The sequence below is a fragment of the Amycolatopsis azurea DSM 43854 genome (assembly GCF_001995215.1).
Classification (GTDB): domain Bacteria; phylum Actinomycetota; class Actinomycetes; order Mycobacteriales; family Pseudonocardiaceae; genus Amycolatopsis; species Amycolatopsis azurea.
The window spans coordinates 240,040-254,324 of record NZ_MUXN01000027.1; the positions used below are offsets into that span (position 1 = coordinate 240,040).

Annotated in this window: 13 protein-coding genes; 9 read left to right on the forward strand and 4 right to left on the reverse strand. The window is 67.8% G+C overall.

What is annotated here, in order from left to right:
• The first annotated feature begins 8 nt into the window (after positions 1–8).
• From B0293_RS36015 to B0293_RS36030, 4 genes are read left to right on the forward strand one after another with little or no spacing between them, the layout of a single operon-like run.
• Positions 9–1,307: an ABC transporter substrate-binding protein gene (locus tag B0293_RS36015; RefSeq protein WP_005161024.1), complete on the forward strand. Its 1,299-nt coding sequence runs from the start codon at positions 9–11 to the stop codon at positions 1,305–1,307.
• Between the two features lie 3 nt (positions 1,308–1,310).
• Positions 1,311–2,291: a carbohydrate ABC transporter permease gene (locus B0293_RS36020; protein ID WP_005161021.1), complete on the forward strand. Its 981-nt coding sequence runs from the start codon at positions 1,311–1,313 to the stop codon at positions 2,289–2,291.
• Positions 2,288–3,145, forward strand: a complete 858-nt coding sequence (locus B0293_RS36025; protein ID WP_005161020.1) for a carbohydrate ABC transporter permease — start codon at positions 2,288–2,290, stop codon at positions 3,143–3,145. The genes B0293_RS36020 and B0293_RS36025 overlap by 4 nt, the downstream gene beginning before the upstream one ends.
• Positions 3,142–4,551, forward strand: coding sequence for a GH1 family beta-glucosidase (locus B0293_RS36030; RefSeq protein WP_005161019.1), 1,410 nt, complete (start codon positions 3,142–3,144; stop codon positions 4,549–4,551). The genes B0293_RS36025 and B0293_RS36030 overlap by 4 nt, the downstream gene beginning before the upstream one ends.
• 56 nt (positions 4,552–4,607) lie before the next feature.
• Here the strand turns inward: B0293_RS36030 and B0293_RS44745 are convergent, their stop codons facing one another.
• Positions 4,608–5,927: a hypothetical protein gene (locus B0293_RS44745; RefSeq protein WP_280620810.1), complete on the reverse strand. Its 1,320-nt coding sequence runs from the start codon at positions 5,925–5,927 to the stop codon at positions 4,608–4,610.
• Positions 5,928–6,371: 444 nt separating this feature from the next.
• On the opposite strand from B0293_RS44745, the gene abc-f reads away from it, so the two are divergent.
• Complete coding sequence (abc-f, locus tag B0293_RS36040) at positions 6,372–7,991, forward strand: ribosomal protection-like ABC-F family protein (protein ID WP_005161013.1); 1,620 nt, start codon at positions 6,372–6,374, stop codon at positions 7,989–7,991.
• A 692-nt stretch (positions 7,992–8,683) separates the two neighbouring features.
• Here abc-f and B0293_RS36050 read toward each other — a convergent pair.
• Complete coding sequence (locus B0293_RS36050; RefSeq protein WP_039918977.1) at positions 8,684–9,028, reverse strand: MmcQ/YjbR family DNA-binding protein; 345 nt, start codon at positions 9,026–9,028, stop codon at positions 8,684–8,686.
• 145 nt (positions 9,029–9,173) lie between these two features.
• Here B0293_RS36050 and B0293_RS36055 point away from each other — a divergent pair, with 145 nt between their 5' ends.
• A complete protein-coding gene (locus B0293_RS36055) occupies positions 9,174–9,803 on the forward strand; it encodes a class I SAM-dependent DNA methyltransferase (protein ID WP_005161008.1) in 630 nt (209 codons plus the stop codon).
• A 10-nt stretch (positions 9,804–9,813) separates the two neighbouring features.
• A complete protein-coding gene (locus B0293_RS36060; protein WP_039918976.1) occupies positions 9,814–10,602 on the forward strand; it encodes a glycosyltransferase family 2 protein in 789 nt (262 codons plus the stop codon).
• 135 nt (positions 10,603–10,737) lie between these two features.
• Here the strand turns inward: B0293_RS36060 and B0293_RS36065 are convergent, their stop codons facing one another.
• Positions 10,738–11,352 (reverse strand): TetR/AcrR family transcriptional regulator, encoded by a 615-nt coding sequence (locus B0293_RS36065; RefSeq protein ID WP_005161004.1) that lies wholly within the window; start codon positions 11,350–11,352, stop codon positions 10,738–10,740.
• Between the two features lie 90 nt (positions 11,353–11,442).
• Here B0293_RS36065 and B0293_RS36070 point away from each other — a divergent pair, with 90 nt between their 5' ends.
• Positions 11,443–12,825 carry a cytochrome P450 gene (locus B0293_RS36070; protein ID WP_005161003.1) on the forward strand — a complete coding sequence of 461 codons (1,383 nt, stop codon included), beginning with the start codon at positions 11,443–11,445 and terminating at the stop codon, positions 12,823–12,825.
• Here the strand turns inward: B0293_RS36070 and B0293_RS36075 are convergent.
• A complete protein-coding gene (locus B0293_RS36075; RefSeq protein WP_039918945.1) occupies positions 12,822–13,412 on the reverse strand; it encodes a TetR/AcrR family transcriptional regulator in 591 nt (196 codons plus the stop codon). The genes B0293_RS36070 and B0293_RS36075 overlap by 4 nt on opposite strands.
• Positions 13,413–13,521: 109 nt before the next feature.
• On the opposite strand from B0293_RS36075, the gene B0293_RS36080 reads away from it, so the two are divergent.
• On the forward strand, positions 13,522–14,217 hold the full coding sequence (locus tag B0293_RS36080) for an SDR family NAD(P)-dependent oxidoreductase (RefSeq protein WP_005160997.1): 696 nt from the start codon (positions 13,522–13,524) through the stop codon (positions 14,215–14,217).
• Positions 14,218–14,285: the final 68 nt, after the last annotated feature.

Below are 14,285 nucleotides of genomic sequence, written 5' to 3' on the forward strand. Positions count from 1 at the left end.
ACAAAGACGTGAGAAGGATCCGGAACGGCCTGGTGCTGGCACTGGGTATCACGATGACGTTCGGCTTGGCGGCATGCGGAGGTGACGACGGCGGCGCGCCCGCCGCGTCGGACCCGGACGCGAAGGTCGAGCTGACGCTGGCGACGTTCACCGAGTTCGGCTACGAGGACCTCGTTCCCGAGTACGAACGGCTGCACCCGAACATCAAGATCACCCACCGGAAGACCGGTCAGGGCGGGCCGTACCACCAGGACCTGATCACGAAACTGGCGGCGGGGTCCGGCCTCGCCGACGTCACCGCGGTCGAGGAGGGGCATTTGTCGAACGTCCTCGACAAGGGCTCGAAGTTCAACGACCTGACCAAGATCGGCCCGGCGGGAGCCTCTCCCGATCGCTGGCTCGGCTGGAAGTACGACGCGTCGAAGACCAAGGACGGCAAGGTCATCGGCTACGGCACGGACATCGGCCCGCTGGCCATGTGCTACCGCACGGACATGCTGGCGGCGGCGGGCTTGCCGACCGATCCAGAGGCGGTCAAACCGCTGTTCGCGACCTGGGACAGCTACTTCGCCGCGGGTGACCAGTACGTCGCCAAGACCGGCGGGAAGGCGTGGTTCGACTCTGCGGCGCAGAACTTCAACGCCATGGTCAACCAGCTCCCCACCGGCTACATCGGACCCGACGACAAGCCGACACTGGACTCCAACCAGGGCATCAAGGACGCCTGGACCAAGGTGACCGGCGCTGTCGCGAAAGGACAGTCGGCCAAGCTGACCGCGTTCAGCAACGAGTGGAACTCCGGGTTCAAGCAGGGCGCCTTCGCCACGAAGGTGTGCCCGGCGTGGATGCTCGGCGTGATCGAGGAGCACTCCGGCCCGGAGAACGCCGGCAAGTGGGCGGTCACCGCGGCCTTCCCCGGTGGCGGCGGGAACTGGGGCGGTTCGTACCTGACCGTGCCCACGCAGTCGAAGCATCCGAAGGAGGCCGCCGAACTCGCCGCTTGGCTGACCGCGCCCGAACAGCAGATCAAGGCGTTCCAGGCGAAGGGCACCTTCCCCAGCCAGGTCAAGGCGCTGGAAGACCCGGCGCTGCTGAGCGAGACCGACGCCTACTTCGGCGGGGCCAAGATCGGCCAGTTGTTCGCGGAGCAGGCCAAGAAGGTCGCCAAGCCGCAGTACAAGGGCCCCGGCGACGGCCAGATCCAGGAGAACGCGTCGAGCCCGGCGCTCCAGGCCGTCGAACAGGGCAAGTCGGCGGACGAGGGCTGGACACAGCTGCTCGACGCGGCGAAGAAGATCACGCGCTGACCGATGACCGTCGTCGACAAGATCACGCCGGACGAGAGGCAGGCCGGGGCGCGCACGTCGCCCCGGCCCACCCTCCGCCACCGGCTCAGCCGCTGGGACGTCAAGGTCTCGCCGTACCTCTACATCGCCCCGTTCTTCGTCGTCTTCGGGATCGTCGGGCTGTTCCCGCTGCTCTACACGGCGTACGTGTCGCTGTTCAGCTGGGAAGCGGGCGACGACGACCCGGACTTCATCGGGCTCGACAACTTCAAGGAACTGTTCGCGGACACGCAGTTCTGGAACGCGCTCGAAAACACCGTCAGCATCTTCCTGCTGTCGAGCATCCCCCAGCTGATCATCGCGGTGCTCCTCGCGGCGCTGCTCAGCGCCAGGCTGCGCGGGGCGACCGGCTGGCGGGTCGGGGTCCTGCTCCCCTACGCCGCCAGCCTGGTGGCGCTCGGGATCATCTTCGCGAACCTGTTCGGGCCGAAGTACGGCCTGGTCAACGGCCTGCTGCAGACGATCGGGCTGGATCCGGTCGATTGGCAGGCGGGCCGGTTCAGCAGCCATTTCGCGATCGCGATCATGGTGAACTGGCGCTGGACCGGCTACAACGCGCTGATCGTCCTGGCCGCCATGCAGGCCATCCCGAAGGAACTGCGCGAGGCCGCGCTCATCGACGGCGCGGGCGCGGCACGCCGGTTCTTCGGTATCACCCTGCCGTTGCTGAAGCCGACGCTGATCTTCGTCACGATCACCTCGACGATCGGCGGTCTGCAGATCTTCACCGAGCCCAAGCTGTTCGACGCCATGCCGGGCTCGAACAACGGCGGGTCGTCCAACCAGTTCCAGACCGTGACGCTGTACCTGTACCAAACGGCGTTCGAGAACTATGAACTCGGCTACGCCTCGGCGATCGCGTGGGTGCTGTTCCTGATCATCGTGCTGATCGCGCTGGTGAACTTCTTCCTCACCGGCAGGCTCACGGCGGTGAAGAAGAAATGACCACGATCCACAGTGGACTCAAGCGGGGCGTCTCGGCACTGGGTAAACCGCGCCGAGCGACCTATGTCGTGCTCACGATCTTCGTGCTGGGCTCACTCTTCCCGTTCTACTGGTCGTTCCTGGTGGCGAGCCGGGACAGCGGGATGCTCACGGAGCGGGTCCCGCCATTCCTGCCGGGCGGGAACTTCTTCGCCAACGCCGCGCGCGTGTTCGACACGGTGCCGTTCTGGAAGGCGCTCGGGAACAGCCTGCTCGTGTCCGGCACGGTCACCCTCACCACGGTGCTGTTCTCCGCGCTGGCCGGGTTCGCGTTCGCCAAACTGCGGTTCCGCGGCCGGAACGGGTTGTTCGTGTTCATCGTCGTCACCCTCGCCGTGCCGACCCAGCTCGGCATCATCCCGTTGTTCATGGCGATGTCGGAGTTCGGCTGGGCGGGCGGGCTCCAGTCGGTGATCGTGCCGAACCTGGTGACCGCGTTCGGGGTCTTCTGGATGCGTCAGTACACAGTGGACGCGGTGCCGTACGAACTGATCGAGGCGGCGCGGGTCGACGGGTGCAGCATGATCCGGATCTTCTGGAACGTCTGCCTGCCCGCGGTCCGCCCGGCGGCGGCGATCCTGGCGATGTTCACGTTCATGACGTCGTGGAACGACTTCCTCTGGCCGCTCGTCGTGCTGGACGCCGGAAATCCGACGGTCCAGCTGGCGCTGGAGAAGCTCCAGAGCGGCTACTACGTCGACTATTCGCTGGTGCTGGCCGGGACCACGCTGGCCACCATCCCGATCCTGATCGTCTTCCTCCTCCTCGGCCGCCAGATCGTGGCCGGGATCATGCAAGGTGCCGTGAAAGGGTGACCATGTCCGCTCATCCCGACAGTGTCCGGGCGAAGACCGCGCTGCCGTTCCCGCCCGGATTCGTGTGGGGCGCCGCCACCGCGGCCTTCCAGGTCGAAGGCGCCACGGCCGCCGACGGCCGCACCGACTCGATCTGGGACGTCTTCGCCCGCCGTCCCGGCGCCGTCGTCGGCGGCGACACCGGTGAACCGGGCGCCGATCATTACCGGCGCTACGCCGAAGACGTCGACCTCATGCGGCGGCTCGGCCTCGGGGCGTACCGGTTTTCCCTGTCGTGGCCGCGGATCCGGCCGGACGGCGGCGCCCCGAATCCCGCGGGGCTCGCGTTCTACGACCGGCTCGTCGACAGGCTTCTCGAAGCCGGTGTCGAACCCTGGGCGACGCTGTATCACTGGGATCTCCCCCAGTCACTGGAGGACGAGGGCGGCTGGACCTCGCGCGAGACCGCCTTCCGGTTCGCCGACTATGCCGAAACCATCGTCGCGCGGCTGGGTGACCGGGTGACCCGCTGGTCCACCCTCAACGAGCCGTGGTGTGCCGCGATGCTGGGCTACGCGCGCGGGATCCACGCTCCCGGCAGGCAGGAACCCCGGGCCGCGGTCGCGGCCACGCACCATCTCCTGCTGGGGCACGGGCTGGCGATGGACGTCCTGCGGCGGCACGCGCCGGCGGCGTCGTCCGGGGTGACCTTGAACCTGTACCCGGTGTCGGCTGCGGACCCGTCGTCCATTGTGGACACAGAGGCGGCGCGCCGGGTCGACGGCCTGCAGAACCGGCTCTTCCTCGACCCCGTGTTGCGCGGCTCCTACCCCTCGGACCTGCACACCGACCTGGCTCCGCTGGGAATCGACGAACTCGTGCGGGACGGAGATCTCGAGACGATCTCCGCCCCGATCGATTGGCTGGGCATCAACTACTACCGCGGCTACCAGGTCGCGGGCACTCCCCTGCCCGGCAGCGAACCGGCCGGGGCCGACTGGCTCGGCGTCCCCGACGTCCATTTCGTGCCCGACGAGGCGGCGCCGCGCACCGACTCGGGTTGGGAGGTCCAGCCTTCACGGCTCACCGAATGTCTCCTGCGCGTCCACCGCGAGTATCGGCCGATCCCGTTGTACATCACCGAGAACGGCGCGTCCTATCCGGATGTCGTCGTCGGCGGGGACATCGCGGACACCGACCGGATCGCCTTCCTCGACTCGCATCTTCGTGCCGCTCACGAGGCGATCGAGGCGGGCGTCGACCTGCGCGGGTACTTCTACTGGTCGCTGCTCGACAACTTCGAGTGGGCCGAGGGGTACGCCAAACGGTTCGGCCTCGTGCACGTCGACTACGCGACCCAGCGGCGGACGCCGAAGCAGAGCGCGCTGTGGTACGCGAGGGCGATCAGCCTGAACGGGCTGGGCTGAGGCCGGTGTCATGCAGGGTCCCTTCCGTTCAAAGGGACCCTGCATGACGACTCGAATCACCTGCGCGCCGCCACGGCCTGCTCCACCACGGCAAGTTCCGCGGTCCCGCGGTCCAGCCCGCCTGCCTCGACGACGCGGCGCGCGTGGGTGTCGTTCACGCAGCCCGGCACGTCCGCCACCGAAGAACAGTTGTCAGGCCGGTTACCACTCACCTCGGCCCCGTTCGCCAAGATGACCCGTCCATCGAGCGTGTAGATGCCGCCACCGGAACGGGGAGACGGGGAGGAACCGGCACCGGGTTCGCCCGCAGCGTTGTCACTGACCTTCCCGCCGTCGAGCGTGAGGCTGTCGTGGAACACGCTCAGCCCGCCACCCGAACCTCCGTAACCGGAGTACCCGGCGTATCCGCCCGGCCCGGCCACCCCGGCGTCGCCTCCCCGGCCGGCCAGGTTGCCGGCGATCGAGGCGCCGGAGATGACCGGGTCCAGCGGCTCGCCCTGATTGGTCGACATGAACACGCCGGCGCCCACACCGCCGCCACCGCCGTCTCCGGCGCCACCGCGCTCAGGACCTCCGGCACCACCCGGCCCGCCTGCCCCGCTCCTGTTGCCGATGACATCGCCACCTGCGATCCGCAGGATGTTGCCGCGGAGGGCGTCGATACCGCCACCGAAACCACCGGAGCCACCTCGGCCACCTGGTTTGGCGGCCACCCCGTTGCCGCCCCGGCCACCGTCACCGGAGGTGTTACCGGTGACGGAGCTGCCGGTGATCGTCAGCGTGTTCCGGAACGAACTGTAGGAGGAGATACCTCCGCCGAATCCCCCGCCGCCGCCACGACCGGCGCTGGTGGTGGCGGTGGCGTCGGCGCCGGGCGCACCCGAGCCGGAGGCATTGCCGGTGATGACGCTGTCGGTGATGGTCAGCGGACCCCAATTCTCGAGGCCGCCGCCGTCTTCTCCCGAGTTCCCCGTCCCATAGGCGTCGGTCCCGGCACCGTCAGGGGCGTGGCCGCCGGTGATCGTGACCTTGTCGAGCGTCAGGTCGCCCCAGTTGGAAATGATCCGGAACTGGGGCGCGTCCTTGGCACGGGCGATAGTGGCGTGATTACCGTTGATGGTGAGCTTCCGCTGAATGGCGGGCAGTCCGGCTTTTTGAGCGGTGTCCGCGACCGCGGTGAGGGTGTACACGCAATTCGCCGTCAGGGACAGGGTGACCGGAGTCGAGGTGGCGTTGGCGTCGGCGATCGCCTGGACCAGCGCTCCGGGGTCACAGGGAACGGCGATTTCGGCGGCCTGCGCCGGTGGAGCGACCAGGGCGAACGTCCCCATCGCGGTCACCGCGGTCGCGATCAGTCTTCGGGATCTCGGCGTCATCGAAGAACCTTTCAGGTCAAGGAAATGGGCGGTGACGGAGCGCGTAATCCCCAGTGCGGAAACCGTCACCTGACGAACACTAGAAGTGACTTCTCCACCCTTCAATGAATATGATTCGCGTCACAGGTACCGATTATCGGGAATCGTCGTGAATAAAGAGAAATAAATCGGAAGTCGTAACGATCACCCCGTATTCATGCCTTTACCGGAGTCCCACGGAGGGATTCCGGTGGCCGCGCTCCGCCAGGTCTTGTTATGGTGGAGGTACAGCTGATCAACGAGCATGGAGACCAGACGTGGCAGGTGAAGACGACATCTCCGGGTGAGCCGGAGTTGCCAGGCCACCGGCGCTGACGCCGAGGTGGCCGGTTTTGTCGTCCCCTCAAGCCACGTCCACCGCGGTGCTGCCTCAAGGCGCCCGCTGTCTCTCACGAGGTCATTTCCATGTCAGACGCCTTTGTCGTCGTGTCCGCACTGTCCTTCGCCTGGCCGGACGACACCCAGGTCTTCGACGACCTGTCCTTCACCGTGCCCGGTGGCCGCACCGGTCTGGTCGCTCCCAACGGGGCGGGCAAGAGCACACTGCTCAAACTGATCGCCGGTGAACTGCGGCCGACCTCCGGGAGCGTCTCCGCCCAGGGTGTTCTCGGTTACCTGCCGCAGTCCCTGCCGCTCACCGCCGAGCTGAACGTGGCCGAGGTCCTGGGCATCGCGCCGCAGCTCGCGGCCCTGAGCGCCATCGAGTCCGGCGACGCGAGCGACGAGCACTTCACCACCATCGGCACCGACTGGGACATCGAGGAACGCACCCGCGCCCAGCTCGACCGGCTCGGTCTCGACGGCATCTCGCTGGACCGGAGCCTGCGCACGCTGAGCGGCGGGCAGATCATCTCGCTCGGCCTGGCCGCGCAACTGCTGAAACGGCCCGACATCCTGCTGCTGGACGAACCGACCAACAACCTCGACCTCGACGCCCGCCGCAAGCTCTACGGCGTGCTCGAAGACTGGTCGGGCTGCCTGCTGCTGGTGAGCCACGATCGGGAACTGCTCGACCGGATGGACCGGATCGCCGAACTCGACCGCGGCGATCTCCGGTACCACGGCGGGAACTTCACCCAGTACGAAGCGGCGGTCAAGGCCGAGCAGGAGGTCGCCGAGCGCAACGTCCGCAGCGCAGAGCAGCAGGTCAAACGCGAGAAGCGAGAGATGCAACAGGCGCGCGAGCGGGCCGACCGGCGAGCGGGCAACGCGGCCCGCAACCTCGGCAACGCGGGTCTGCCGAAGATCTTCGCCGGCACCATGAAACGCAACGCCCAGGAATCCGCGGGCAAGGCGAACGAAACGCACGCCGCGCGGGTGAGCGACGCGAAGAACCGTCTCGACGAGGCCGAACGCTCCCTTCGCGACGACCAGAAGATCGCGTTGATCCTGCCGGGCACCAACGTTCCGGCCGGGCGCACGATGTTCCACGGCGAGCACCTCCAGGTGCGCTACGGCGATCGGAACGTCTTCGCGGGCGACGGCGTCGACCTCACGATCCGCGGCCCCGAGCGGATCGCGCTGATCGGCGGCAACGGCACCGGCAAGTCGACCCTGCTGAGGGTGCTCAACGGGGACCTTTCCCCGGACGGCGGCGTGGTGAAGCGGGCCGAGGGCCGGATCGCGTATCTGTCGCAGCGGCTCGACCTGCTGGATCTCGACCGGACCATCGCCGAGAACTTCGCGGCGTTCGCCCCGAGCCTTCCCGAGTCGCAACGGATGACCCTGCTCGCTCGATTCCTGTTCCGAGGCGCGCGAAGCCAGCTTCCCGTCGGCGTGCTCTCCGGCGGCGAGCGGCTGCGGGCCACCCTGGCCTGCGTGCTGTTCGCCGAACCCGCGCCGCAGTTGCTGCTGCTGGACGAGCCGACGAACAACCTCGACCTGGTCAGCGTCGGGCAGCTGGAAAGCGCGCTGGGGGCTTATCAGGGTGCTTTCGTGGTCGTGAGCCACGACGAGCGGTTCTTGTCCGAGATCAAAGTGGACCGGCGCATTCGGTTGACCGAGGGAACTCTCGTGGAGTCCTGATCCGCAATTCGTCACCTACCGGTCGTGAGTGATAAGTGTCGTTAGAACGACACTTATCACTCACGACCCACTCGGCACAGCACGGTCCGACGGCGCCCACCGTTGCGAAAGCCACTTTCGCAACCTTCAACGTTGCGAAAGTGGCTTTCGCAACACCCGTAGCCGACATGCGGGGTTGGCGAAAAGAAAAAGGTCCCGCTTCCGCTCAGCGAAGGCTGGGGGTTCCTGCGAGCAGGAAGCGGGAGTTTGTGGCCGGTACGGGGGCCGCCTCTCGGCGAGTGGCACGACACGGCTCCGGCCGAACCGGTATTCCGTGAAGGCGAGGGTTGAGGCCCGGGGGCACCATCCGTACCGACACTCTCTACAACGCACCAACGCGGAAAATGTTCCCCGGCGCCGGGGCCGAATCGCTGTGACACACGTCTACACACGAACGGGCCAAACAAAAAGACCCGCTCCCGCTCTGCGAAGGTCTGGGGGTTACCTGCGAGCGGGAACGGGAGCAAAGGTCGATACGGTGGGCCGCCTCTCGGCGAAAGGCGCTCCATGGCTCCGGCCGAACCGGTATTCCATGAAGGCGAAGGTTGAGGCCCGGGGGCACCATCCGTACCGACACTCTCTACAACGCACCACCGCGGAAAATGTTCCGCGCCGAAACAGTGACGCACGTCAACAGATCAACGCGGTAACGCTCAACAGGGCGGGGGAACCTGCTCGACGAGTTCGTCCGGGGCGGACAGCCGCCACGCCTCGTAGACCAGTTCGGTCAGCTCGTCGGATTCGATGCCGTCGAGGTGGACCACGACCCAGCCGAATCCTCCGGCGGTGAACTGCACCTCGAAGACGTCCGGCCGTTCGGCCACGAGCGCTTCCTGCTCGGTGAGGGTCTGTTTCAACCCGACGGTCTGGGTTCGCGGCCAGTAGTACCCGAACCGCTTCCCGCGCACGCTGAACGACTCCCACTCCTTAGCGTCGGAGCGCTCGACGTCGGCGAGCTTCTTCAGCATCCGGTGGAACTCGTTACTCGACACACTCATGGTGAACCCCAAACCCCAGGAAATCCGGCGTTCACAGTCTAAACAGGCGGCGGAAACAGGGATCCACCGTCCACTGTGGAACCGCGAGCGGCTCGCAGGCGGTAGCCTCCCGAGGAAGATCCACTCGACCTGGGGAGCTGCGGAAATGGACCGACCGGTCACGGCGGCGGAGCTGTTCGACGCCATCGGCTCCGCCTACGAAGACGTCTTCGGGCGGGCACCGGCGGTCGACAAGGCGGTACGGCACCTGCTGGACACGTTGCCGCCCTCGTCGAGGGTGCTCGACATCGGCAGCGGGACCGGCAGGCCGGTGGCCGAGGACCTGTCGTCGGCCGGGCATCGGGTGACCGGGCTCGACGTGTCCTCGGTGATGATCGACCTCGCGCGCGAGCAGGTTCCCGCCGCGACCTTCGTCCACGCGGACGTGCGCGAATGGACGTCGCCGCCCGAGTCCTGGGACGCGGTCTGCGCCTTCTTCCCGTTCCTGCAGATGCCGCGCAAGGACACCGAGGCCGTGCTCGCCGACATTGCCCGCTGGCTGGTTCCGGGCGGTCTTTTCGCGCTGGTCACCGTTCCGCGGGACGCCGAGGAGGTGCCGGCGGAGTTCTTCGGCCGCACGTTCCTCGAGACCAGTTTCTCGCCGGACGACCTGGTCCGGCGGGTCGGGGCGGCCGGCCTGGAGGTCACCGGCACGCATTCCGAGCTCTTCACCGCGGACGAGCCCGGCACGCCGCCGGAGGAACACCTGCTGATCACGGCCCGCCGCCCGGGTTAGCGTGGCGATCATGCCGGTCATCAGCGTGATCACCCCGATCCACCCGCCGAGCCTGCCGCATCTGGCCGAGGCGTACGGCTCCCTCGTGGCGCAGGAACTCCCGCCGGGCTGGTCCTGGGAGTGGGTCGTGCAGGAGGACGGCGAGACCGGCCTGCTCGACGGCGCCCTCTCCCCCGACGAGCGGGTACTGCCCGGTTCGAGTCGCCGGGGCGGCCCTGGGGTCGCGCGCATGATGGCGATGTCCCGCGCCTCCGGGGAGCTGATCAAGGCGCTCGACGCGGACGACCTCCTGGCGCCCGGAGCGCTCGCGCGTGACATCGCGGCACTCGAGGATCCCGCCATCGGCTGGACCACCTGCCGGGTGCTCGACCTCTTCCCGGACGGGACCACGGCCGGCGTCGACAGCGATCCCGAGGAGGGCCCCATCGAACGCGGCGCGATCCTCCGGTACTGGCAGCGCAACGGCTACGTGTCCTCGGTGGTGGCCGGGACGCTGTGCATCCGCCGCGAACTGCTGCTGCGGCTGGGCGGCTGGATGGCGCTGCCCGCTTCGGAGGACACCGGGCTGGTGCTCGCCGCGAACGCGTCGGCCGACGGCTGGTTTCTCGCCACCTGCGGCATGTTCTACCGGAAATGGGACGGCCAGGTCACCGCTTCCGCAGCGCACAACGACGACAAGGAGCGGCTCGCGCGGATGAAGCTCATCGAGGAACGCGCCGAGCTGATGCTGGCCGGTCAGCCTTGGCGGACGGCGAGCGCTTCCGCTGTCGCGACCCAGCCTTCGCGAGCGCTCGGATAGCGGGGCGACCAGCCCATCGCGTCACGGAACGCCGGGCTGCGTCCCGGTCGAAGAGCGACACAATGACCGGCTTCGCACCTCGTGGCCACCGATCGCCCCGGTGACGAACACCTTCATGCCTCGCGAAGCGGCCCCCTAAAGGTCGATTTCGACGTCCGGCGACGCGGCGACGATGTCCAGCAGCGCCTTCGCGCACAGATCGCGGGTCTGGTCCCGGGTCAGCCTCCGGTACTTGAGCCAGTCGAGGCAGACCGCGACGACGAAGGCCAGCCAGCCGCGGACGGTCACCCGCAGGGTCTCCGGCGGGTCGCCGTCCGGGCACAGGACCGCCAGGATCCGGCGGCCCTGCTCGGCGAAATTCCGATCGAGGATCGCCTGGACTTCCTCGACCGCGATCGCCGTACCCGCGTGCAGCGCCCGATAGCCGTCGTCGTTCGCCTCGACGTAGCGCAGGTACGCGTCGAGCCCCGTCACCAGCTGCTCGGCGACCGGCAGCGTCGGATCCGTCCTGGTCATGTCGAGCAGGCGTTCGCCCTCGGCCTTGATGACCTCGGTGACGAAGTCCTTCTTCGTCGGGAAGTAGTGGTAGAGCAGCCCACGGGACACCTCGGCGATGTCCGCGACCTGCTCGATCCACACGTCGTCGTACGGCCTGTCCGCGAACAGGCGGGCACCGATCCGCAGCAGCTGTTCCCGCCGTTCGACGGTGCTCAGCCTGCTGCGTGGCTTCCCGGAAGTACTCGACGCCATCCCTGCATCGTACTTACTTGACACGGGTTCAGTAGCAGGCCACGCTCGTTATTGGATGTCGATTCAACAGTGCTCACCTGGAGGGGCTCGATGGCCACCGCACTCCCCCATCCCCCGCGCCGGATCCCGCTGATCGGCGACGTGCTCGGCGTTTCGCCGAAGACCCCGGTCCAGGATTCGATGCGGCACGCCGCCGAACTGGGGCCCGTCTTCGAGCGCAAGGTGTTCGGCCGCCGGATCGTGTTCGTCAACGGCGCCGAAATGGTCGCCGACCTCTCCGACGAGAAGCGGTTCGCGAAGCACGTCACGCCCGCGATCTCGAACCTGCGCCCGCTCGGCGGCGACGGGCTGTTCACCGCGCACAACGAGGAGCCGAACTGGCGGCGCGCGCACGAGATCCTCGCGCCCGCGTTCAGCCGCAACGCCATGCAGCGCTACCACCCGACGATGCTGGCGATCACCCGCGAACTGCTGGACACCTGGGACAGGGGCGGCGAGGTCGACGTCGCGGACGACATGACGAAGCTGACGCTGGAGACCATCGGGCGGACGGGGTTCGGCTACAGCTTCTCGTCGTTCGAACGCGCCGAACCGCATCCGTTCGTCGCCGCGATGGTGCGCACGCTGCGGTACGCGCAGCGGATGGCGATCCAGCCGCCGGTCATCGGCCCGCTGCTCAGCCGGAAGGCCGACCGGCGCAACGAAGCCGATCTCGCCTTCCTCCATTCCGTCGTCGCCGAGGTCATCGAGGCGCGCCGGGACGATCCGAGCACCGAAGACCTGCTCGGGCTCATGCTGAACACCACGCAGCCCAGCACCGGCGAGGCGCTGGACGAGGTCAACATCCGGAACCAGATCATCACCTTCCTGGTGGCGGGTCACGAAACCACGTCGGGTGCGCTGTCGTTCGCCCTGTACTACCTCGCCCGGAACCCGGACGTCCTCGCTCGCGCCCAGTCCGAAGTGGACAAAGTGTGGGGTGAGAACCCGGATCCGTCCTACGAAGAGGTCGCCAAACTCCGCTACGTCCGGCGAGTGCTCGACGAGGCGCTGCGGCTCTGGCCGACGGCGCCCGCCTTCGCGCGTCAGGCCCAGGTGGACACCGTCGTCGGCGGCGAGTACCCGATGAAGAAGGGACAGTGGGCCCTCGTCCTCATCCCGGCGCTGCACCGCGATCCGGTCTGGGGAGACGACCCCGAGTCGTTCGACCCGGACCGCTTCGCCCCGGATCGCAACCGTGCCCGCCCGGCGCACGTCTACAAGCCTTTCGGCACCGGGGAGCGGGCGTGCATCGGACGGCAGTTCGCTCTGCACGAGGCGACGCTGGTGCTCGGCATGCTGCTGAGCCGCTATGAACTGCGCGGAGACCCTTCCTACCGGCTCAAGGTGCAGGAACTGCTCACGCTGAAGCCGGAGGGCTTCAAGCTCGACGTCTCGCTCCGCGACCGGGCGACGGTCGCCGTGACCGCCTAGGGCTTGAGCTGCCCGTCGAAAAGGGCGTCCACCAGGGCGCGGGGAACGTTCGCGCCGGTCAGGGCCCGGTAGACGATCGGGCCGACGACGGCGTCGATCGCGGCGTCGAGGTCGAGCCGGGGTGAGACCTCGCCGGCCTCGGTTCCCCGCGTGAGGAGGTCGCGCTCCAGCTCGCGGCGCGGGCCGAGGTAACGATCGTGGAGGCTCTTGGCCGTTCCGGGGTTGTGCTGCGCCTCGGCGATGAGCGCGAGCAGGACCTTGCCCGCCGGGTCGCGGGTGACGAACCGCGCGTAGCCGCGGAAGTAGCCGCGGATGACGTCCTCAGTGGACTTCTCCGCCGGGACGGCGAACCGCTTTTCGCTGTCCTCGATGAGCGTGTCGAGCAGGATCTCGACCTTCGAGGGCCACCAGCGGTAGATCGTCTGCTTGGCGACGCCCGCCTGGCGCGCGATCGCCTCGATGGTCAGCTTGGCGAAACCGTGCTCGACGAGCAGGTCGTCCGCGGCGTGGAGCACGGCGAGGCGGGCCGCTTCGTCGCGCTGGTTGCCGGAGCGCGCCCTGCGGGGCTGCGAATTCACGGCGGGCATGCGGACCACAGTACCGGCCGTCCGGCTCGTGCCCGGTCGTCAGGTGCCGTGCTACTGTCTAGACGCAACGTCGCGTCTAGACAAATCCTGATCACCTAGGAGTTCTTTCGTGTCCGACACCCCTGATCGTCAAGCACTCGTCATCGGCGCCTCCCGTGGCCTCGGCCTGGTGCTCGCCGAAGAGCTCACCCGGCGTGACTGGCGGGTCATCGCCACAACACGTCAGAGTGGTGGCGAGTTGCAGGCGAAGGCCGACGCCTCGAACGGGCGCCTGCGAGTCGAATCACTGGAGATGACCAGTGACGACCAGCTGGCCGCGCTGCGCGAGCGCCTCGACGGCACCAAACTGGACCTGCTGTTCGTCAACGCCGCGATCGATCGCGGGAACCTGCCGCTCACCGAGGTTTCGACCGAGACGTTCGCCGAGGTGATGATCACCAACGCGCTGAGCCCGATACGTGCCCTCGAAACCCTCCGCGACCTGGTCGTACCCGGCGGCACCGCCGCGATCATGTCCTCCAGGCAGGGCAGCATCGAACTGAACACCAGGCCCGGCTTCGAGCTGTACAAGGCCAGCAAGGCCGCGCTCAACCAGCTGATGCGCAGCTACACCACCCGCTACGCCGACGACGGGCAGACCAAGCTCCTCATCCACCCCGGCCACAACCAGACGCCGCTCGGTGGCCCCGGCGCTCCGCTCACCGCGGAGGAGAGCATGCCCGCCGTCGTCGACGTCCTCGAAGCGCAGGCGGGTGCGCCCGGTCTTCAGTTCCTGGATCTCTACGGCAAGGTGGTTCCCTGGTAGAAGCCGGTCACATCTCCCCTCCGGGATCCGTCAGTGCGGTGAGAAGCAAGACGGAAACCCTGGAGGAG

Excerpts from the sequence above, each read along its gene's own strand:
- B0293_RS36025 (WP_005161020.1), top strand. The coding sequence starts at position 2,288 with ATGACCACGATCCACAGTGGACTCAAGCGGGGCGTCTCGGCACTGGGT.
- B0293_RS36070 (WP_005161003.1), top strand. The coding sequence starts at position 11,443 with ATGGCCACCGCACTCCCCCATCCCCCGCGCCGGATCCCGCTGATCGGC.
- B0293_RS44745 (WP_280620810.1), bottom strand. The coding sequence starts at position 5,927 with ATGACGCCGAGATCCCGAAGACTGATCGCGACCGCGGTGACCGCGATG.
- B0293_RS36065 (WP_005161004.1), bottom strand. The coding sequence starts at position 11,352 with ATGGCGTCGAGTACTTCCGGGAAGCCACGCAGCAGGCTGAGCACCGTC.
- B0293_RS36020 (WP_005161021.1), top strand. The coding sequence starts at position 1,311 with ATGACCGTCGTCGACAAGATCACGCCGGACGAGAGGCAGGCCGGGGCG.
- abc-f (WP_005161013.1), top strand. The coding sequence starts at position 6,372 with ATGTCAGACGCCTTTGTCGTCGTGTCCGCACTGTCCTTCGCCTGGCCG.
- B0293_RS36050 (WP_039918977.1), bottom strand. The coding sequence starts at position 9,028 with ATGAGTGTGTCGAGTAACGAGTTCCACCGGATGCTGAAGAAGCTCGCC.
- B0293_RS36055 (WP_005161008.1), top strand. The coding sequence starts at position 9,174 with ATGGACCGACCGGTCACGGCGGCGGAGCTGTTCGACGCCATCGGCTCC.
- B0293_RS36060 (WP_039918976.1), top strand. The coding sequence starts at position 9,814 with ATGCCGGTCATCAGCGTGATCACCCCGATCCACCCGCCGAGCCTGCCG.
- B0293_RS36075 (WP_039918945.1), bottom strand. The coding sequence starts at position 13,412 with ATGCCCGCCGTGAATTCGCAGCCCCGCAGGGCGCGCTCCGGCAACCAG.